General features: G+C 57.1%; 17 protein-coding genes. 15 read left to right on the forward strand and 2 right to left on the reverse strand.

What is annotated here, in order from left to right:
* Positions 1-91: 91 nt before the first annotated feature.
* Positions 92-988, reverse strand: coding sequence for a LysR family transcriptional regulator (locus ACA041_RS09720; RefSeq protein WP_497440895.1), 897 nt, complete (start codon positions 986-988; stop codon positions 92-94).
* 109 nt (positions 989-1,097) lie between these two features.
* Between ACA041_RS09720 and ACA041_RS09725 the strand changes: the two genes are divergently transcribed.
* The 11 genes from ACA041_RS09725 to ACA041_RS09775 all read left to right on the forward strand — a co-directional run bounded on the left by ACA041_RS09725 (position 1,098) and on the right by ACA041_RS09775 (position 14,888).
* Positions 1,098-2,117, forward strand: coding sequence for an NAD-dependent epimerase/dehydratase family protein (locus ACA041_RS09725; protein WP_497440896.1), 1,020 nt, complete (start codon positions 1,098-1,100; stop codon positions 2,115-2,117).
* A gap of 168 nt (positions 2,118-2,285) precedes the next feature.
* The gene (locus ACA041_RS09730; protein WP_497440897.1) at positions 2,286-3,281 is read left to right on the forward strand and encodes a helix-turn-helix domain-containing protein; all 996 of its coding nucleotides are present in this window, start codon (positions 2,286-2,288) and stop codon (positions 3,279-3,281) included.
* A gap of 183 nt (positions 3,282-3,464) precedes the next feature.
* A complete protein-coding gene (locus ACA041_RS09735; RefSeq protein WP_497440898.1) occupies positions 3,465-5,333 on the forward strand; it encodes a DUF1302 domain-containing protein in 1,869 nt (622 codons plus the stop codon).
* 74 nt (positions 5,334-5,407) lie between these two features.
* Complete coding sequence (locus tag ACA041_RS09740; protein WP_497442042.1) at positions 5,408-6,775, forward strand: DUF1329 domain-containing protein; 1,368 nt, start codon at positions 5,408-5,410, stop codon at positions 6,773-6,775.
* Between the two features lie 74 nt (positions 6,776-6,849).
* Positions 6,850-7,836: an Ldh family oxidoreductase gene (locus tag ACA041_RS09745; protein WP_497440899.1), complete on the forward strand. Its 987-nt coding sequence runs from the start codon at positions 6,850-6,852 to the stop codon at positions 7,834-7,836.
* A 249-nt stretch (positions 7,837-8,085) separates the two neighbouring features.
* Entirely contained in the window at positions 8,086-9,114 is a 1,029-nt protein-coding gene (locus ACA041_RS09750) for an LLM class flavin-dependent oxidoreductase (RefSeq protein ID WP_497440900.1), read from the forward strand.
* Between the two features lies 1 nt (position 9,115).
* Positions 9,116-10,066, forward strand: coding sequence for a hydroxymethylglutaryl-CoA lyase-like TIM-barrel protein (locus ACA041_RS09755; protein ID WP_497440901.1), 951 nt, complete (start codon positions 9,116-9,118; stop codon positions 10,064-10,066).
* Between the two features lie 100 nt (positions 10,067-10,166).
* Positions 10,167-11,774 (forward strand): AMP-binding protein, encoded by a 1,608-nt coding sequence (locus ACA041_RS09760; RefSeq protein WP_497440902.1) that lies wholly within the window; start codon positions 10,167-10,169, stop codon positions 11,772-11,774.
* 100 nt (positions 11,775-11,874) lie between these two features.
* A complete protein-coding gene (locus ACA041_RS09765) occupies positions 11,875-12,990 on the forward strand; it encodes a flavin reductase (protein WP_497440903.1) in 1,116 nt (371 codons plus the stop codon).
* A 12-nt stretch (positions 12,991-13,002) separates the two neighbouring features.
* A complete protein-coding gene (locus ACA041_RS09770) occupies positions 13,003-14,412 on the forward strand; it encodes a spinster family MFS transporter (protein ID WP_497440904.1) in 1,410 nt (469 codons plus the stop codon).
* Positions 14,413-14,648: 236 nt separating this feature from the next.
* Positions 14,649-14,888, forward strand: coding sequence for a hypothetical protein (locus ACA041_RS09775; RefSeq protein ID WP_497440905.1), 240 nt, complete (start codon positions 14,649-14,651; stop codon positions 14,886-14,888).
* A 253-nt stretch (positions 14,889-15,141) separates the two neighbouring features.
* Here ACA041_RS09775 and ACA041_RS09780 read toward each other — a convergent pair whose 3' ends face one another.
* Complete coding sequence (locus ACA041_RS09780; protein WP_497440906.1) at positions 15,142-15,387, reverse strand: hypothetical protein; 246 nt, start codon at positions 15,385-15,387, stop codon at positions 15,142-15,144.
* Between the two features lie 133 nt (positions 15,388-15,520).
* On the opposite strand from ACA041_RS09780, the gene ACA041_RS09785 reads away from it, so the two are divergent.
* From ACA041_RS09785 to ACA041_RS09800, 4 genes are all read left to right on the forward strand, one after another.
* A complete protein-coding gene (locus tag ACA041_RS09785) occupies positions 15,521-16,738 on the forward strand; it encodes an MFS transporter (RefSeq protein ID WP_497440907.1) in 1,218 nt (405 codons plus the stop codon).
* Positions 16,739-16,960: 222 nt separating this feature from the next.
* Positions 16,961-18,328: a carbohydrate porin gene (locus ACA041_RS09790; RefSeq protein ID WP_497440908.1), complete on the forward strand. Its 1,368-nt coding sequence runs from the start codon at positions 16,961-16,963 to the stop codon at positions 18,326-18,328.
* Positions 18,329-18,392: 64 nt separating this feature from the next.
* A complete protein-coding gene (locus ACA041_RS09795) occupies positions 18,393-20,132 on the forward strand; it encodes a CocE/NonD family hydrolase (RefSeq protein ID WP_497440909.1) in 1,740 nt (579 codons plus the stop codon).
* 103 nt (positions 20,133-20,235) lie between these two features.
* Positions 20,236-21,126, forward strand: coding sequence for an SDR family oxidoreductase (locus ACA041_RS09800; protein WP_497440910.1), 891 nt, complete (start codon positions 20,236-20,238; stop codon positions 21,124-21,126).
* Positions 21,127-21,516 lie beyond the last annotated feature (390 nt).

Raw genomic sequence — 21,516 nt, forward strand, 5'->3', positions numbered from 1 at the left:
TCTCATCCTGCTCGCCGATATCTTTTGATGTCGATGAGGTCGCGGACGTGCCTATCAACCTTCTTGCCGTACTGCCTGTGTGTGTTAACTGTCAGGCCTTGCAACCCAGCGTCTGCACGAGCATGTCGACAAAGCTACGCAGTTTTGGCGTCATGCGACGGTCGCCGGGAAATATGACATGCACTGGTAGCGCCGGTGCTTGGTAGTCGGGCAACAAACGCACCAGTCGGCCGCTTTGCAAGTCCTCGATCAGCATCATCTCTGCGCCCATGATGATGCCGATTCCTTCTCGTGCAGCGGCCAACTGTGCGCGGCTGTCATTGACCTGAAAACGGTTGTGAACCTGAACGATGTGCTGGATTTCGCCTGCCGTGAAAGGCCACTCCTTGACCGGCGGGCGTACGGCATAAGCGAATCCAAGACAGTTATGATCGGCCAGATGCTCGGGAGCCGTCGGCGTGCCAGAACGCTCCAGATAGGCCGGTGAGGCACAGGCGATCAAGCGATAGGGCTCCAGGCGACGCGACGTCAGAGTAGAGTCCGCCAAAGTACCAACGCGGATCGCGGCTTCGTAGCCTTCCTCAATCAGGTCAACCACCCTGTCGCTCAGGGTAAGGTCCACCTGCACATCGGGGTACGCATTCAAATATTGGCTGATGATGGGCATCAAGCTATAGGTGCCGAAGGTGACCGGTGCATTAATGCGCAATCGACCGCGAGGCGCAGCGGTTTGTACCTGGGCGATGGCTTCCGCGGCATCCACTTCTGCCAGCACTATTTTGCATCGCTCGTAATATTGCCTGCCCAATTCTGTAAGGCTCTGGCGCCGTGTGGTGCGATTGAGCAGGCGGGTACCCAGACGGTCCTCGATAGCGCTGACATACTTGCCAACCATCTGTGCCGACATATCCAGCGCTGCTCCTGCTGCGGCAAACGAACCTAGATCGGCGGCTTTTACAAACACCGCCATCGCTAACAGACGATCCATGAATACCTCCGATTAGAAACTATAGATTTCGATAGCCTACGCTAAAGCGCGATTTATCCTTTGGAAAGAGTGCAATACCATGGTTGCTCATCACCACTTGGACTCTCCCATGAAACCTTTCGTGCTCGCATTAATGGGCGCCGGCCCTCTTGGTTTATGGACCGCTGCAGCATTGGCTACGCATCCCGCGGCGACTCATGTGCAAATACGGATGGGCAACACCCGCGGAAAACCACCGGCTTGGGTGCCACCGGAGGTGCAAGAAGCATTTGAACAGGGGCGCTTGAGTTGGCATTCCTTTGATGCCCTGAATGCCGATAGCGTGCGGGAATTCAGCGCTGGTGCGGACGCCATCGTGCACAGTGCCATTCCCGACTATCACGAGTGGCTCGACAAACTGCCGGTCATTCAGCGCAACGCCATTGCAGCGGCCTTGGCCAACGGGGCGCGGTTGATCTGCGCGGACAATCTTTATGCCTACGCTTCGCCAGTGTCTGGTCCATTGACAGAGCGGAGTGACGAAGCGCCGCCGAGTAAAAAGGGTCAGTTGCGTAAAGACATGCTCGACCTGATGCGTGCTGCTCAACGTGAGCACGGCTTGCTGTGGGCGACGGTGCAGGGTTCGCAATATTTTGGCCCGGGTGCGGGCAGCCAGAGCGTATTTGGCGCTTGGTTTATCGACCCTGTATTGCAGAACAAACCCGTGCGTTTTGTTGGGAATCCGACATTGCGGCACGCATGGGCGTACGCGCCGGATTTCGGTCGCGCGCTGGCTCTGCTGGCGTTGACCGATCGCCAGGAACTGCTTGATCGTCCTTGGATTTTACCCCATGTCACGGATCTGCCAGCGTTGGACTTGGCAACGGCACTGTTCAACGAGTTGGAGCAACAAAATTTTCTGCCTGCCCGGGCTTCCCGCAAAGCGGTCGCGGTACCTGCATTGGTGCTGAAGGTATTGGGTTGGTTCAACCCTGTAGTCAAGGCGCGTGAAGAAATGCTCTACCAATTCAATATGCCATTCCAGGCCAGCGGTGCGCAGTTCACAACCGCGACCGGCCTTGTTGCTACCCCCTTGAACACTGCGCTTGAGCAAACGGTGGCGTTCTGGAAATCGACCAAAAAACAGTAAATGAAGCACAGCAGTCTGGGCTGTTCCGGCCGTCTTGATTGGTCCACTTGGAGATGCCTAGCCTATGTTCAGCAAGTCCTTTAGTATGGCTGTATGCATACCCATTCCGAGAAAAATCCTACGCTTGAGACACCCGTGTCATTGAAGGCACCGGTGTCCTTTGTGCCCTTGCCGAGCTGGATCAGAGCCTCCACGCGCTGCGGTTTCTCCATTAATGGCGTGTTGGCTGAAGTCGGTATTGAGCTGAGCAGCGGGGGCACTAATCAGGTAACCATCACGCTGGAGCAGTCCCGAAGGCTTATCGAAGCCTGCGTCCTGCGTGCGAGAGGTGAACACTTTCCCTTCATTTTTGGTGAGACGTTTTCCTTCGACGCTGTGCCGGAAATCGAGACCTTCATCGCTACCGGATCCAGCCTGAGGGACACGGTGCGAGTATTCGATTGGGTGCGAGAACTGATGAGCCAGGCGTTGCGGGTGACCCTGCACGAGTCAGGCGAGTATGCGCAGTTGCGTGTTCACATGGGTCGCAGTTCCAGCACCCCTGGCGCGACGATGTATTTCACTGAGGCCTGGTTGGCTTCGGTATTCAGATTGACCAACTCCTTGATCTGTCCCGACCCGGTTGAGCGTGTCATGGTGCGTCATTCACCACCTATCCACGTTGAGGCCTATACGCGTTTCTTTGGCTGTGAAGTCCAATTCGACCAACCGGTCGATGCCATTGTGCTGCGTCGCGAATTGCTGGATCGTCCTCTGCATGGCGGTTTTCCTGAGCTACATCGGCAGGCTGAAGCACGCATCGCCCAGCGTATGTCGCAGTTGGCCTTGCGTAGCGGCCTGGCTGGGCAGTTGGAGCGCTTGTTTCTGGACCGGCCCGTGCTGCTCACTCAGAGCGTCGAAGAAAGTGCGGCGCTGCTGGGTTTGCATGTACGTACGCTGCAACGGCGTCTGCAGGAGGAGAATCAGAATTTTGCGGAGCTGCAGGCGCGCCTGCGCTATAGGATGGCGTGCTTGCTACTGCGCGAAACCCATCTTGATCTGGAAGTCATCAGCGAACGGCTTGGTTTCTCCGAGCGACGCGCCTTCACACGAGCCTTCACACGGTGGGCCGGGCAATCGCCGAGCGCTTATCGCCTTGACCGGTGTGCGCCTATTCCGGGCTGAATCGTTAGTCTTTTGACCACTTTTGCACATTCCCTACGGTTGTCGTTTTAAGTCCCCTTCGCGTCGCCAATGGTCCTAGTGGCACCTCTTTTCGGGCTTTATCTTCCAAGCACGTTCTTCCGCGGCTAATCAGCTATGGAAGTGCGTGCCTTGTAAGCGTTTCCAGCGAATCAGGAGAGCCGAATGACAACAACAATACGGCCCGGAATTTTTCCACCGAGCACATTAGCAATAGCAATCGCGTTGGGCGTTAGCGCTCCCGCATATGCCGTGAGTTTCGACATTGGAGAGATCGAAGGTCAATTCGACTCGTCGCTATCCGTGGGGGCCAGTTGGGGTACAGCGAAAATCGACCAGGATTTGGTCGGCATCAATAACGGTGGTCGGGGTTTTTCCGCCACCGGTGATGACGGACGTTTGAATTTCAAACGTGGAAAAACCTTCTCGAAAATCTTCAAGGGCATCCATGACCTTGAGTTGAAGTACGGCGATACCGGTGTTTTCGTGCGCGGCAAATACTGGTACGACTTCGAACTCAAGGACGAAGACACTCAGTTCAAAAATATTGACGACCACAACCGCAAGGAAGGGGCAAAGTCCTCCGGCGCACAGATTCTTGATGCATTTGTTTACCACAACTATTCGATCGGCGACGAACCCGGCAGTGTGCGCGTTGGCAAACAGGTCGTCAGTTGGGGAGAAAGTACCTTCATCGGCAACTCCATCAACAGCATCAACCCTATCGACGTCTCAGCCTTTCGCCGCCCTGGTGCGGAAATCAAGGAAGGTCTGATCCCGGTCAATATGATCTACCTGTCACAGGCGGTCAGTGAAAATTTCAGCGTGGAGGGGTTCTATCAGCTCGAATGGGACCAGACCGTTACCGATAACTGTGGCACTTTCTTCGCCACTACCGATGTGGCAGCCGATGGCTGTACGAGCAATAACCGGGTCGCAAGCCCAAGCATTGCGCCTCTTCAGCCGATAGCCGCAGCGAATGGGATAGGTTTCGACGTCAACAGTGAGGGCGTGTTGATTCCCCGTGGTGGTGACCGTGACGCTCGTGATACTGGACAATACGGCCTTGCATTGCGCTGGCAGACCGATGCGGTGGACTACGGTTTTTACATGATGAATTACCACAGCCGTGCACCGTTCGTTTCCACCCAGACGGCCTCGGGTGTTGTCGGACAGGTCGGTGCAGTGGCGGGTGGCGTGTGCGCCAGCCAGGGCTTGCCTGCCAACTGCTTAGGCAACCCGGCGATTCCAGCGGCGGCCCGTGCTGCTTTGGTCGGTGCCACGACTGGTTTACTGCAAAGTGCGGCGTTGGGTAATGGCCAATACTTTCTGGAGTACCCGGAAGATATCAAGTTGTATGGCATGAGCTTTTCTACAACCCTGCCTACCGGTACGGCCTGGTCAGGCGAGTTCAGCTACCGTCCGAACGCACCACTGCAGCTCAATAACGTAGACACTGCCCGAGCACTGCTTAACCCGCTCGCTGGCGGAACGGCGTCACCCATCGCGTCCAGCGAGGGTGCCTATAACAAAGGATACAACCGGAAAGAAATTTCCCAACTGCAAACTACCTTCACTCATTTCTTCGATCAAGTGATGGGTGCCGAGCGCCTGACGGTGGTGGGGGAGGTGGGCTACGTCCATGTCGGTGGTCTAGAGAGTACCCACGACTTGCGATACGGCCGCGACGTGGTATTTGGCAGTCCTGATGATCCCGTGCAAAACGCAGCGTATGGCAACAAGGGATTTGTTACCCGCGATGCCTGGGGTTACCGAATGCGCGGTGTGTGGGATTACAACAACGTTTTTGCCGGCGTAAACCTGCGCCCGAACATCTCTTGGTCCCATGACGTCGATGGATACGGACCTAACGGGTTGTTTAACGAAGGCGCCAAGGCCATCAGTGTCGGCGTCGATGCCGAATACAAAAATACTTATACCGCGAGCCTCGGGTACACCGACTTTTTTGGTGGTGATTACAACTCGCTGACCGATCGCGACTTTCTCGCGCTCAGCTTCGGAGTGAATTTCTAAGCGATTAATCATCTCTTCCTGCCAGCCAGGGAAGGCTTGCAGGAACGGGCCTTCTGCCAATGAGGAACATGAACATGCACACAACAATAAAATGGTTCGGCGCCTTGAGTTTTTCCCTGCTTGCCAGCAGCGTATTGGCGGCGGTTTCGCCGTCTGAAGCGGCCAAGTTGGGCACTAGCCTGACACCGCTCGGAGCGGAAAAAGCCGGAAATGCCGATGGCACTATTCCTGTCTGGACCGGTGGCTTACCGGTCAATGCGTCGCCGCTGTTGCCCGGTGGTTTTGCCGGCAACCCGTACGCTAAAGACAAACCGCTTTTTACCATCACCGCGCAAAATGTCTCGCAGTACAAAGACAAACTCACGCCTGGCCAACTAGCCATGTTCCAACGCTACCCGCAAAGTTATCAGCTCCCGGTATATCCAACCCGGCGTAGCGCCGCTGTTCCCGACAAAATCTATGCAGCAGCCAAGACCAGCGCGCTGAAAACCACACTTGTGGAGGGCGGCGCTGGCTTGAACAACTTCACCGAAAGTCGTTACTACGCGTTTCCGATTCCACAAAATGGTTTAGAAGTGATCTGGAACCACATCACGCGCTATCGTGGCGGCACCCTGACGCGCAGTATTGTCCAGGCCACGCCGCAAACCGATGGCAGCTATTCGCTTGTCAACTTCGAAGATCAGGTGGCGATGCCCGAGGCTATGCCGGATTTGGACGCGGCCGCGGCTGCCAACATCCTGTTCTTCTACAAGCAGCGAGTGACGGCGCCGGCACGTCTGGCCGGAAACGTGTCGCTTGTGCACGAAACCATCAATCAAGTGACCGAGCCGCGCATGGCGTGGATCTACAACGCGGGGCAGCGCCGCGTACGTCGTGCACCACAGATTTCATACGACGGTCCGGGGACTGCGGCTGACGGCATGCGCACCTCGGATAACCTGGATATGTTCAACGGCGCTCCCGATCGATATGACTGGAAATTGATCGGCAAACGCGAGCTGTATATTCCCTACAACAACTTTCATCTGGCATCGCCCGAGGTGAAATACGCCGACATCCTTAAGGCCGGGCATATCAACCAGAGCTTGACGCGTTATGAGCTGCACCGCGTGTGGGAAGTGGAGGCAACTTTAAAGCCGACCGAACGCAATATCTACGCCAAGCGCCGTTTCTACTTGGATGAAGACACTTGGCAAATTGCCGAATCCGAACTGTATGACGGCCGTGGGCAACTCTGGCGCGTGGGCGAAGCGCAGTCGTTCACTCAATACGACAAACAGGTGCCAGGTTATGCCTTGGAAGTCCTGTACGACGTGGTTGCCGGGCGCTACATCGCCATTGGCATGGCCAATGAGGAAAAGACCACATCGCAGTTCGGCGCAAAACTTTCGGCCAGTGACTTTACTGCAACCGCGCTGCGCAATGCCGGCGTGCGCTGAAACCGAATTTCTGTCGCGCTCGCGAAACGCTGGCGACGTGACACTGTTCTTAGGCAGCATTTGGAGAGTCTTACATGAAGTTATCTGTTCCTGAAGCTCGCGCCCTGGTGCAGGCGGCCATGGAAGCTGTGGGCCATACGGCGAACGAAGCGGCCGTAATTGGCGATCATTTGATCGACTGTGAACTACGCGGTTTGTCCTATGGCGGTTTGCCGAGGGCGGTGTCAGTGATCGAGCGCATCCAGTCCGCTACTCAACCCAGTCGGCCCATGCGAGTACAGCGTGAGTCGCCAGTGTCAGCCTCTATCGACGGTGGTGATCAGGTTGGGTACCTGGTGGCGCAGAAGGCCACTGACATGGCGATCGCCAAAGCCAAATCTACCGGTATTGCGGTAGTAGGGGCTAACGAGACCTGGTACACAGGGATGTTTTCCTACTACCTGGAGCAAGTTACCAAGGCCGGTTTTGCCGGCATGATTGCCGGCAGCGGTGGCCACATCGTGGCGCCGGCGGGAGGTAATGAAAAGCGCTTCGGCACTAACCCAATCGCCTTCGGCTTTCCTTCGTTAGGAGCGCCAATTATTTGGGACATTGGCACGTCCAGCATCATGCTCGCCGAGGTTTTGCTGAATATGCGCCTGGGCCAACCGTTGGCCGATGGTCGTGCCTATGATCAGTATGGGCAGCCGACAAACGATCCTGCGGCGGCGTTGGGCGGTGCTTTTACTGTGTGGGGCGGACATAAAGGCTCGGGTTTGGCGCTGGTAGTGCAATTATTGGGCATGATGTGTGGCGCTGCTGCTGCCCCTCAAGGTCTGCGCGACTGTGGATTCTTTCTGGTAGTGATAGACCCTGAGCTGCTGACTTCTTTGGAAGACTACAAGCAGCGAGTGTCCGACTACGCCGACAGCCTGCGTGCCACTCGCCCGCTGGACCCGAACTTGCCAGTACGAGTGCCCTTCGAACGTTCCGACGCGGAACGGGCAAATCGCCTCGCGGCTAATGTGATTAACGTGGCCGACCCGGTGTATGCCCAGTTGCTGAATATCACCGCTCGGTAAACCGTGATTTTGAGAAGGGGAGACCGATGGTTCGCCATCGGTTTTTTTATGGGCGACTAGCATAAAATTCACCCTGATTAGCAACTTGAAAATATGTCGTCAAAAGTCCCCTCCACGTCGTTTGAGGTCCTATTTGCAAGGTGCATCGCTGCCTATAGTCCTTCATGCAGGCTGCTTCTCAGGCAGCGAATCTTGGGGCGACACGAAGTCCCTCTCTCGATAAAACCTGGTGCAGGTTAAGAGGCAATTATGGTCAAGATTTTCACGGTGGATAGCCCCTTCGCCCCCGGCATGCCCGGTGTTCCGACGTTGGCGCAGCAAGCTCAGAAATGGGACAACTCGCAGGTCATCGATTACGTGCTATGCGGCTATTCGTCGTTGTGGCCGCACAATTTCATTACCTCGTCGTACCTTTTTTCTCTGACCAAAAAGGTCAAGTTGATCGTCGCCCATCGCCCCGGCGTCATGCATCCGGCGGCTGCCGCGCGGGTTTTCGGGACCATGGATTTTCTGGCTGGCGGTGGTCGCCTGGCGATCAACTTCGTAACCGGTTCCTCGCCCAAGGACGTACATCGCGAAGGTGATTACGCCGATAAGGAAACCCGTTACGAGCGCGCCAGCGATTATGTGGCGATGATGAAGCGTGCCTGGAGCGAACCGCAGTCGTTCGATTACGAAGGGCCGTTCTATAAGGCCGAAGGTGTGCGCCAACTAATGAAACCCATTAGTGGCCATGTGCCTGTTTTTATGGGCGGTGACAGTGATGAGGCAGTGGCGTTTGGGGCCCAACATGCCGATACCTACATGCTATGGGGTGAGCCGTTAGCAGGTACACAGGAGCGCATCGAACGGGTCAAGCAGGCTGCCGCGCACTATGGCCGCAGCCCGGAGTTCTCCCTGAGTCTCCGTTTGTTCATTGCCGATACCGATGAGCAAGCCTGGGCGCTGGCCCGCGCTGCCGAGGACACTATTTTGAAGGCGCAGGGCACCAACCGTTTCGCCCGCTCGGCGAGTACCGACCAGTCGGTGGGCAAGCTGCGTCAGATGGCGACCGCCGATGAAGAAGTACACGACGACTGCTTCTGGACCGGCCTGGTCAAGCTCCTTGGTGGTTTCGCCAACTCGGCCGCGCTGGTCGGCACGCCGGATCGGGTGCTGGCTGCGCTGAAGAAGTACCGTGCGCTAGGCGTGGATGCGTTCCTAATCACCGGTGGCGTGGATGGTTTATGGGAAGCCTCCCTGGAGGAGTTTCTGGTACGTGTGAAGCAGGAGCTTTGATATGAGCCGCGTGCATATCCGCGATGTTTCGCCCCGGCTGACCTTTCAGATGCAGCCGGCCAGTACCGAACAGAAGGTCGAGTTGGTGGACCGCCTGATCGCTGCTGGGGTATCGGCAATTGAAGTGTCCTCCTTCGTGCACCCGAAAATGGTGCCGGGCCTGGCTGATGCCGAGCAAGTGTTTGCCAAGGTCAGCCGCCCGGCCGGCGTGTCGCTGGAATGCTGCGTCGGCAACCTCACCGGGCTTAAGCGTGCCATCGATTCCGGTGCCCATGCCGCCTGGTTTTTGCTTGCGGCCGATGAGGCGTTTGCCAAGGCCAATATCGGCCGCTCTATCGACGACTCGCTGCTGGAGCTGGAAAAGATGCGCGAGTTGGCGGCCCGGGCGGATATTCGTCTGGGCAGCTACCTGATTGCGGTGTTTGGTGGTCCTATCGGTTTACCCCGTGGCCCGGATCAGGTGCAGTCGTTGGCCGCGCGCCTAACGGCGATGGGTATCGATGAATGGATTCTCGCTGACTCGTGTGGCTATGCCGCGCCGCCGCAAATACGCAACATGGTGCAGTTCGCGGCCAGTCACACTGCAATGGAAAAGTTGCGTGTGCAGGTGCACGATAGCCGCGGCATGGGCCTGGCGAATATTGCCGAACTGGTGGCCCTTGGGATGAATAATATCGACACCTCCCTGGCCGGCTCCGGCGGTCACCCGGCGGCCCCCGGCGCATCGGTGGGTGGAGTCTGCACCGAAGATGCGGTACAGATGCTTGACTTGATGGGCGTCGAATCCGGCATCGACTTAGGCGCGCTGATTGCCACGGCCAACTGGCTGGACGGTGTGCTCGGTGGCCGGGAAAAAGGTTTCACCCGACGGGTCGGCAAGGTGCCCGGCAGTGCCTTGGAACTAGAGGCTTTTCGTGCAGCGCAAAGTTCATTCAGTTGGGCCAGGCGCTAACGGACACCCGTAATCAATGACATTTGAAACAAGCGTGCATGCCGCTGCTCAATACGTTGAGCGGTTGGAAACAGACCAATAAAAAATAACGGTAAACAACATGAATCGACACGACTTGCAAGATCTTGGTGGCGGCACCATGGGTGGCCTCATCGCTGCCCGGGCAGCCTATGCTCCAGACAATGTCGCATTGGTGTTCAACGGTGAGGAAACCACCTACAGCCAGCTCGACCAACGCACCACGGCGGCCGGCGCGGGCCTGATGGGGTTGGGCGTAGCGAAGGGCGATGTGCTGGGCATTTTCATGACCAATCGCCCGGAATACCTCTACTCCTGCTACGGCGCCTCCCGTGCAGGCAGCGTTCAGGTACCCATCAATACGGCCTACAAGGGTCCATTTCTCAAGTACACCCTTGAGCACTCCGCTGCCACGGTGCTGATTACCGAGGCGCGCCTCGGCGACCTGCTACTGACCATGGGCGCGCTGCCTGCGACGTTGCGCACCATCGTCTACGTCGACGGGGTGCCAGCCAATATCCCAGCCGGTGATGTGCAAGTGTTGTCATGGGACGAAATGCTTAGCAAGGGCTATAGCGACCCGCAGTTCCCGGTGCTGCAGCCCAGCGATGCGTGCGCGATTGGTTTCACTTCTGGCACCACCGGCAAAAGCAAAGGCGTAGTGGCGCCGCACTTGCAGGGCCTGGTGATGGCGCGCGAGACCGCGCAAGCATTCGAGCTGACTCCGCGGGACCGTCTTTATACTTGCATGCCGCTGTTCCACGGTATGGCGCAGGTCACCACTTGTGCTGCTGCCATTTATGCCGGAGCGACGATCATTCTGTCGCCGCGCTTCAGTGTGAGCAACTTGTGGGATGAGGTGCGCGCCTCCGACGCTACCCAATTCAATGCCCTAGGTTCGATGCTTCACATGTTGCTCTCGGCTGCGCCTTCGCCGTTGGACCGCGGGCATAAGGTCACACGTGTATTTGCTGCGCCGGCTCCGGCGGATGTGCTCTACCGTTTTGAGTCGCGTTTCAATGTGCATGTCCTCGAAGGTTATGGACAGACCGAAATTAAAAATGTGATCTACAACCCTCTGCGCGGGCGCAGGATTGGTTCGATGGGCAAGCCGACGGCTTCTTCGATCATTGAAATCCATGATGACTCCGGCCGGACGCTGCCTGCGGGAGAGGTCGGCGAAATCGTCTATCGTCCGCGGATACCCAACATCATGCTCAAAGAATATCTGGGTAATCCGCAGGCGACGCTGGAAAGCATGCGCGACCTTTGGTGGCATACCGGCGACATGGGCTCGATGGATGACGATGGCTTTGTCTATTTTCACGATCGCAAGTCTGATGCTCTACGTCGGCGTGGCGAAAACATCTCCTCGCAGGAGCTGGAAGTGGCGGTGGCTGCCTTTGCCGGCATTCACGAAGCGGCGGCGGTCGCCGTGCGTTCGGACGTGGGTGAAAGCGAAGTGATGGTGGTGTTCGAAGGTGCCAGTACCGAGGACTTTGACTTCCCAGCGCTGTTCCAGCACTGCGTCGAGCACCTGCCGCGTTTTATGGTGCCGCGCTATTACCGGCGTATGCCAATGATGCCGCGCACTCCCACCGGCAAGGTGCGCAAGGTAGCCCTGCGTGACGAAGGTCTAACAGGCGATACCTGGGACCATGTTGCCCACGGCCTGGAAGTACCGCGTTAACGCCTGAGTCTGTGAAATTACGAACACGCCCGGCGGCGGATTTTCCGACCGCCCTGGCTCACTTCGTTCTCGATAATCTTCTGCATACGAGGCAGCCCCTATGAACATCTTCAGCGCGCCTTTCGAAGGCCGGCAACTGCGCGACGTCTTTGGCACCTTTGTAACGGGCGTGACGGTCGTCACCACGCGTGACGCCGAGGGCGCTGCCCATGGCGTAACCGCTAATTCGTTCAACACCGTGTCGCTGGAACCGCCACTTGTGCTTTGGAGTCAGGCGCTCACTGCCAAGAGCTTCACCGCTTTCCGCGATACCCAGCGCTTTACCGTAAATATTCTGGCGGACGACCAGATCGGCATTTCCAATAACTTTGCCAAGTCGCGCGAAGATAAATTCGAGGGCATTGCTCATCAGAATGGCCTGGGCGATGTGCCAATTCTGGAGGGCGCTTCCGCATATCTGGAATGCGTACAAGTGGCGGCTTACCCGAGTGGTGACCACATGCTATACGTCGGTTGCGTAGAACGCATGGGCCACGGCAATCGGAGGCCCTTGGCGTTCAGTGCCGGGCGTTACATGGTGGCCCATTCGTGCGACCTGGAAGCGAGTTACTTCCAGCCCAACGACGTGCAGCCCGTGTCCTTGGCGGCCATCAGCCGTGCCAGCGCGGCATTACCGGCCTTGGCCGAGCAATTGGGTGGCCACACCTTGTGCCTGTCGGTGTGGGGCAACCATGGTCCGACCGCCTTACACTGGGAACCCTCCAGCCAGCCGGTGAGTGATCAACTTTTTAGTGGCCTGGTGATGCCGATCACCCAATCGGCGACCGGCTTGGCCTTTGCTGCGTTCCTGCCGGAGTCGGTAACCAAAGCCTTTATCGAAGAAGACCTCAGACAATTCTCGGTTCTAGGCGAAGACCTTGCCAGCCGCCGGCAGCGCTTTATCGATGAAACCGCCCAAGTGATCGAACACGGTTTGGCACGGGTGGTTGGCAGCACTCCGTCGCTGTTGCACAAAGTGCCGGTACATACCTTCAGCGCACCCCTGCGTGATGCCAGCGGCCGAATGATCATGGCCTTGACCCTGGCCGCCAGCGCCGCGCGGCTGAGCGCCGATTGGCATGGAGAAGTGCCGAGCGCGTTGTTGGCCGCTGCCAACAACCTTTCTCGACAGCTTGGCTATGAGACTCCTAAAGGGTCCTTGGGTTTAGAACAATAAAAGGTCATCAGCATGCAATCCAGCACTCAGGCTAACACCCAAGCCCAGAACGCTTGGCGCATTCTGTTTCTACTATTCGTTGCCAACCTTTTCAATTATTTCGACCGCACCATTCCGGCGATCATCCTCGAGCCTTTACGCCTGGCTTGGAGCCTCAGCGACTTTCAACTGGGTCTGGCCGGCACGGCCTTCACAATGGTGTATGCGCTGGCCGGCGTGCCGTTGGGACGTATGGCCGACAACGGCTCGCGACGCGCTCTCATGGGGTGGGGCCTGGCGGTATGGAGCGGACTGACCGCTGCCACCGGCCTGGCCACCGGCTTCTGGTCCTTTCTGCTGGTCCGTATGGGTGTCGGAGTGGGCGAGGCCAGTTACGCGCCGGCGGCCAGCTCGTTGATCGGTGACCTGTTCCCCAGTCAGCGACGTGGTCTCGCCATGGGTCTTTTTATGCTGGGACTGCCTTTGGGGCTATTACTAGCCTTCTTTACCGTGGGTGCCATGGTGCAGGCATTTGATAGTTGGCGCGCACCGTTTTTCATCGCTGCAGTGCCTGGTCTGCTGTTGGCGGTCTGCATGTTTTTTATCCGCGAACCGGCACGCGGCGCGGCCGATAACGCAAGGGTCGACCTGCAACCGGTGCCGCGACCGTTACGCAAGATTCTGGCGATTCCGACCTTCCGCTGGTTGGTGTTGGCGGGTCTGGCATTCAACTTTGCAACCTATGCCTGCACCTCGTTCATGGTGCCGATGCTGCAACGCTACTTTCACATGCCGCTGGAGCGCGCAGCGGTAGCCACCGGCATCATCGTTGGGGCGACAGGCTTAGTTGGGTTGACCTTTGGTGGCGTGCTGGCCGACCGTATTCATCAACGCTGGGCGCGGGGGCGCTTGCAGTTTGCAGCCCTAAGCATGCTGCTGGCGGCACTTTTCAGCGGTGCGGCACTATTGGCCGGGCGCATTGAGGCTGTGCTGTTTGTGGCGCTGTTCAGTCTGGGTTGGTTGTTCTCCTACAGTTTTTTCACCTGTGCGTTTACCGCTGTACAAGATGTCGTCGAGCCGCGCCTGCGGGCCACGGCCATGGCGCTGTTTTTTGCCGCCCTGTACCTGTTGGGGGGCGGTCTTGGGCCGATCGCAGTGGGCCTGCTGTCTGATCACTACGCCCACGTGGCAATGCTAACCGCAGGTGCAGGCGAGATGAGTGAAGCGTTCAAGGCGCAGGGTTTACACGATGCAATGCTTCTGATTCCCGGGGCTCTAGTACTGACGATGCTGGCCTTGCTGATGGCCGCCCGTCGTTTTGTGGCGGATGCAGGCGCCATGCGTTCGGGCTTGGTCAGCGGTACGACGACCAACGGCGGACAGGAGCGTAATACGGCAACTTCAATAAGCCAGGCAGCAGTACAGCCGGGCGGAACGTCGTAACTTAGCGTTTAGAAAAAAAAGGAAAGTGTATATCGCTCATGACTTTTCCTCGCCGTTTATATCGAAGACGCGCTGGCCATCATCGAAGAGCTGGCCACCGGCACTTCCCTGAAGCCGGAATAGATGAAAGGGTAGGGGGAAACATTCGCCGCACCATCCACCGTGACCTCACCGACTCAGTGTAGGGCTGGTTTATGGTGCACTCCATGTGAAGCATCAACGATAAGATCTCCACCATGGGCAACCCCTTAGCCCGCGAAATCCTGATCGGCAATAACGAAGGCGCGTTCGGCGTAGTGGACATCGACTCCACCGTAGACTGCGTCGTAGGCCGCATGCTGTTTCTGCTGCGAAAAATTCTTGAAGGCGGCCGCCCGGTGAGTGCCGTGGAGAGTATGGTGCAGTACATCTTGCGCGGTATGGGCGTCGCGCATGAAGAAATCGCAAGGATCATTCATATGACCCTCGGCATCTGAGGGGAGGGTTCGGTCCGACCGATTTTTTCATGGTTTTTCAGCTGTCGATGGCCAATTCTGACCATCCGCCTTGGCTATGGATTCAACCGGTCGCGCGTCTTTTAAAAATCTCGCGCTTGAGACGATCAATAACCAGTCGCCAGCTTCGACGAACATCTGACGGATTTCAGTGACCGCCAACCATTAGTTGAGTGCAAGGGGGCGAGCTGATTCAAACGATTTCGTTACATTTGATGCGCTCAGCATCCTCCAATCACGTCAAAGCACATCTTGAAAACTGAAGATTTCCCGTCTGATGATCAACGATGAGCACCTGCACCTGCACCTGCACCTGCACCCGCCATCGCGATGAGTGCTTTTTTCCATTCAGTCCAACAGCTATCGACTCAGTACTAGTGCAGCTGATGCGGGCTTTCCGATCCGGGCGCGCAAGGCTTTTGACTCTGTCGTCGGTGAAAGCTCCATCGATGGTGGTCGTATTTTTCGCATTGCGCTCCATCCATCCTTTCATTTGCTATTTATCTCAACTGGTGTGGATATAATTTGCATGTGGACGTAGGCTCCTGAAAAAGGTGCGTCATCGACCTAAAGCTCCATACGCGTGTGCCACAACAATAATAAGGACACAAGAGATGAAACGTTGGTCAGTACTTGTTGGATGTTTTCTCGGAATGAGCATCGCACCGCCCGCCATTCTGCTGATTCCTTTAGGTCTGTTCATGAAGTCGGTGACGTCCGAGTTCGGTTGGTCGCGTACCGAATTTTCCATCATCATTTCGGTCGCTGCCATCTGCAACGCGCTGGTAATGCCGCTGGCCGGCTACCTCGTCGACCGTTTCGGGGCACGCCGTGTCGCGCTGATTGGCACAGTGCTGGGATGCGGCAGCTACATGTGCCTGTCGCTCACTCACTCGTTCGGTGCGTTTGTCGCCATCACGGCGTTGAGCGTTGCGCTGGGCAATCTGGCGAGTTATCCGGCCTTCCTGTTTTTGACGCAACGCTGGTTCGACAAGCGGCTGGGTCTTGCTTTCGCCATAACCTCTTCGGGCCTTGCAGTCGGCACGGGCGGGTTCTCCTACCTCATTTCGCAAAACGTCGTATTGCACGGCTGGCGTGAGGCCTTCCTGCTCGCTGGGGCGATCGCCTTGGTCATTGGCCTGATCAATCTCGCGGTGTTTGTTCGTGACAACAAAGGGCAGATTCCCGAGGCTGAACGCCGCGACGAGAAAACTCAACTTCAACAGGGCGGCTTGACGCTGCGGGTTGCCATGGCAACGCGTGACTTCTGGCTGTATTCGCTGGCCTTTGTGCTGGTGCTTTTTGGCGCAGTGGGCGCCAGCTTTCACCTGCCCGCGATGCTGTCGGATTGGGGCGCATCCTCTGCCCAGATCGCTGGCATCATTGCTGCTGGCTCTGCCGGTTCGCTATTTGGGCGACTTTTCGGTGGAGCGTTGCTCGATCATCTTCACACTCGCACCGTGGCCGGCATTTTCCTCACCTGTCAGTTGGTGGGTTTCCTGATGTTGTTGGATGGGCTGAATTGGGCGTTGGCTGCCAGCTTTCTGATTGGCGCAACGCAGGGTGCCGAGATCGATATTCTGGGCTATCTGATTGCCCGCCGATTTGGCCGATTGGCCTACGCACGGATCTTTGGCAGCGCCTTTTCGGTGACTCTGGTGGGAGCCATTATCGGCCCCATCGTGCTGGGTATGGTTTTCGATAGAAGCGGCTCTTACACCCTGGGCTTGATGCTGTTTCCGGTACTCCCGGTGCTTGCGTTTGGCATGTTGTGTCTGTCCGAAAAGTCACCCAAAGAACCTCTGCGTCTTATCACTCCCGAAACCGCATAGCGCAGGCTGATAAACGCATCTTCCGAAAAACGTAGCTCCGTAACTTGAATATCGTTGCGCCGGCGTTTGACGTCTGCAATGCGCAAATGACTACCGACAACAAAAATAAAAGGAAACGGTGTGCCGCCCCATCGAAACGGGACCGACCGAATCGGTAAACATGTACCTGAATTTGTACGGGGCACTTTGGCGCCAGCGTTGGCTATATGGGCAGTTCAGTCGTTGAATGCTCGCGCCGAAACAACGCCAACGACCCAAAATGTAGCCGGGCAGATCGCCCCGGAACGGAAACAACCTGCTGAGCGGCTTGATCAAACGGTTGCGAAAACAGTACTGCCAGACAGCCAACTGCTGGGTCAAATTATCGAGCGTAAAAAGCAGTTTGCGAAAATCGATGCATTGGTTGAGCAAGGCCAACTGACCGAATTGCCCCCGCCGTCTGAAAGTATCATCGGTGACGCGGGTGGTATTCGCAGTGATCTGGCTGAACACGGCATCGGTTTCAATATTCTGAACATGACCACTTTTGCCAATAACTACCTTGATCACGACCGTCACAACCCACAAGCTTACGGCGGTGAGCGTCCCACTTACTCGTCGAATTTATTGGCGTGGATTACGTATGATCTGGGACAGATTGGCCTGGAAAATGGCCAGCTTATCTTCGGCGTGGGTAGTTACTACTCCAGCTGGGATGAAGTGAATCCGTCATCGAAGTTCAGCTATTCGCGCATTGCGTACTACCAGAGCCTGTGGGACAAGACCGTTGAATTCAAAATAGGTGTGCTGCCCAATGACCTGGAGTTCATCGGCCCGTTCACTGGCGGCACGCTGGTGGGCGGCACTCAAGGTTTGCAAGCGGTTATCCCGTTCCAGGTGGGATTGAGCCACGCGCCCGTTTCCAGCCCTGCGGCGAACGTGACCTTGAACCTCGGTCACTTCTATAACAAGTTCGGTGTACAACGCAGTATCAGTCCTGACGGTATGGGGCCGGAGATCGATCGCCATCTGGGCGAACTTGATCTGCATGTAGATAGCGCCGGCGCGCTGTACATCGATGAGCTTGGATATAAACGTGCGTCTGCACCGGGCACCCCGTACGCATGGCTGCGCGCCGGCTATATCCATAACACGTCGGAATACACCCAGTTCCTGAGCAATGAGCGCAGTGACGACAATTACGCGGGTTATGTGTTGGGGGATTATCAGTTTCACCAGTTCGACAGCGCGATTGCATCCCGTGGACTTTATGCCGGCTTTACCTGGATGTCTGCGCCAGAAGATCGCAACTTGTTCGACCTGTGTTACGGGTTTCGTGTGTTCGCAAAAGGGCCATTGGACTCGCGTCCATTCGACATGGTGATGCTGGAGTACGGGTATACCAGCTACAGCGACGACGCCAACAAAAAGCTCGATGCGCTCAATGTGTCAAATGCCGACGATTCAAAGTCGACAACACTCGCCTACAACATGCGGGTAGCCGCCGGCACCTATGTTCGGGCGGGGCTGAGTTACGTCGAAAACCCTGCATTCAGTCCTGATGTAAAGGATGCCCTCAATCTGCAAGCCAGCTTCACGCTGTTTTTCTGAACGTCGATTTACAAACGAATCAATTGGCGCCGGTATTTCCGGCGATAGACGAGAGAATCTCACCATGAGCGATACGCAAAAACTGTACACACCCTCCACACCATTGCCGCCTGCCAGAACCGGCGTGCTGACAGCATTTGAACCTGGAGCGCGAGTGCTGGAAAAGGGCTTCCAGATCGCGCCACAGTTCCGCCCGATCCCCGTGGACATCGTGTTCGAGAAAGACGTGGCGGTGCAGTTGCGCGATGGCGTGACCATTTACGTGGATGTGTTCCGCCCGGCGGGCAGCGAAAAGGTACCCGTCATTATTGCGTGGAGTCCTTACGGCAAAGGGCAGGGCACCTCCGTCGGTGTGATGGGCGTGTTCAGTTTGGTGGGCCTGAACAACAATGTGGTATCAGGACTGGCCAAGTTCGAAGCGCCGGACCCTGCATATTGGTGCGCACACGGTTACGCGATTTGCAACCCGGACATTCGGGGTTGCGTCGACTCCGAAGGCGACAGCGTGCTTTGGGATCGTCAGGACGGCCGCGATTGCCACGACCTGATCAACTGGCTGGCCGAACAGTCATGGTGCAGTGGCAAGGTCGGCATGAGCGGTACCTCGTACCTGGCGGTTTCGCAGTGGTTTACCGCGGCCGAGCAGCCTGTGGCTCTCAAAGCCATCAACCCGTGGGAAGGCGTCAGCGATGTTTACCGCGACCTGGTGTTGCGCGGTGGCATGCCCGATCTCGCTTTCGCCGGGCTGTTGCAGAACGGCAGTTTCTTCGGCAAGAATCAAAAAGAAGACATCCTTGCCGAAGCCGCGCGTTACCCGTTGATGAACGAACTGTGGGAAAACAAAATCCCCGAGTTCGAGCGCATCAATGTGCCGGCTTACATCGTCGCCAGCTATTCCAATACGCTGCACACCGCCGGGACATTCCGCGCCTGGCGGCGGATCGCCTCGCAGGACAAATGGCTGCGTATCCATAACACTCAAGAGTGGCCTGATTACTACGACGAAGCGAATGTGGAAGACCTGCGCCGCTTCTTCGACCGTTACCTCAAAGACCAGGCAAACGACTGGGAGGCCACACCTCGCGTGCGTTATGCCGTGCACGACTTCGAAGGCGGCGACCAGGTCAACGTCGCAGCAGACCAATTTCCGCCGCAAGGCGTGGTATCGACAAGGTTTTACCTCGACGGTCGCACCCGCACGCTGGCAACCCAAGCGCCGGCTTCCGATGTGGCGGTCTCGTATAACGTGGCCAACACCCCGAATGTTGTTTCGTTCATCACCCGTTTCGACGAGACGACCGAGCTGGTCGGTTATCCCAAAGCGCACCTGTGGGTCGAAGCCAAAGACGCCGACGACATGGACCTGTTTGTGCTGGTGCAGAAGCTCGATGCCTACGGCACGCCGCTGCAGCAGTTCACCACACCGAACCACAGCGCGATGATTCACGACCTTACCGATCACGGCGCCACCATTCTTCGCTACAAAGGCTCGGACGGACGCTTGCGTGTCTCGGCGCGCCATCTCGATCAAGCGCTTTCAAGCGAGGACGTGCCGGCCCACAGTTTCGACCGCGTGGAAAAACTCGCCCCCGGTGAGATCGTCGACATCGAGATCGACTTGCTGCCGCTCGGCATCAAGTTCTATCCGGGGGAACAGCTGCGTTTTGTCATCAGTTCGCGGAACCTGATGGGCACGATGATGCCGGGCATCGCAGAGTACACCGGCGCCAACAACGGGGAGCATGTGATCCACACGGGCGGTCAGCACGCCTCCTATCTGCAACTCCCCGTCAAAACCAGCTGATCTCTGACGTGCGCCGTGCTCTTCAAAGGGCAGGGCGCACTACACCTTTGACTCTGAAAATCTGCGTCAACAGAGTCATGGTTCCCTTTCAGGAGATGACTGCATGATCCTCATTACATCAGCCAATGGAAACCAGGGAAAGCGACTGGTACCCAAGCTGCTCGCGTCCGGACATCAGGTGCGGGCTTGCGTGAGAACCGAAGCGTCGGCTGAGCAACTGCGAGCACTCGGTGCGCAACACGTGGTGGTGGGCGATCTCGCCGACCCGGTGTTCATTGCCAAGGCGATGAAAGGCGTCAAAAGCGTGTACCACATCGGCCCGACGCTGCATCAAGACGAGCGGGCGATGGGTTTCGCCATGATTGACGCCGCCAGGGCGGAAGGTGTGAGCCACTTTGTATTCAGTTCAGTACTCCACGCCATCGCCAGCGACTTGATCCAGCATGAGATCAAGCGCGACATTGAAGAGCATCTGCTGTCCTCCGGGCTCGAATACACCATTGTGCAGCCCGCCAATTACATGTTGCCTTCGCGAATGAAAGCGGTGTTCGAGGAAGGCGTATTCCGCTTGGCGTGGTCGCTGGACAGACGACAGTCGATGGTGGATCTGGAGGATGTCACCGATGTGGTTGCACAGGTGCTCAGTGACCCCAAACGTCACGCCGCCGCAACCTATGAGCTGGCCGGCCCCGGCCGCTTTACCGCGCACGAGATTGGCGCGGTGGCATCGACAGTGACAGGCCGCGACATCACGGTGGAGCGCTTCGATGTCGAGGTGTTCGTCCGCGAACGCTTCGGCAATCTCGGTCCCGACGCGCTCCAGCACATGTTGCGGATGAACCTCGCAATCGCTACCCACTACAGCAACCACGACTTTGTCGGCAACGCCAATGTGCTGTCCTTTCTGCTTGACCGTCCCGCCACGACGTTCGAGGCGTTTGTTCGCAGGGAATATGCACGTTTCAGGGAAGGTCTGAAAACACTTTCAGACTGAAACAGTCAACGCATTCCCGCTCACAGAGCCGCTCGCGCAATGCGACGGCTCTGGCGGGAATCTGACGCTATCAGCGATTCAACTGACTCCCATCATTATTGGCCATTGGCCGATCCGCACGCCTACGAGATAGGCTCTAAGCGTTAGAAATGCAGCGCGTCTGAACCCATAAAAACAACAACAAGAAGCCTTCATATGCTCAGTTTGCCTTGGTGCCCTCTGCTGTATCCGCTCTGGTTCAGATGTGTCTCGCCTGTGTGCAGAGATGCGTCCCGGTGATCGCTCGCGTGCTGGGCAATCTGTCGGTCGGCAGTAAATTGTGGCTGGGCTTCGGCCTGGTTCTGTTGTCGACTTTAGCGGTTGCAGCGACAGCGTTTTACGCCTTCAACG

The sequence above is a fragment of the Pseudomonas sp. LBUM1676 genome, assembly GCF_059695605.1.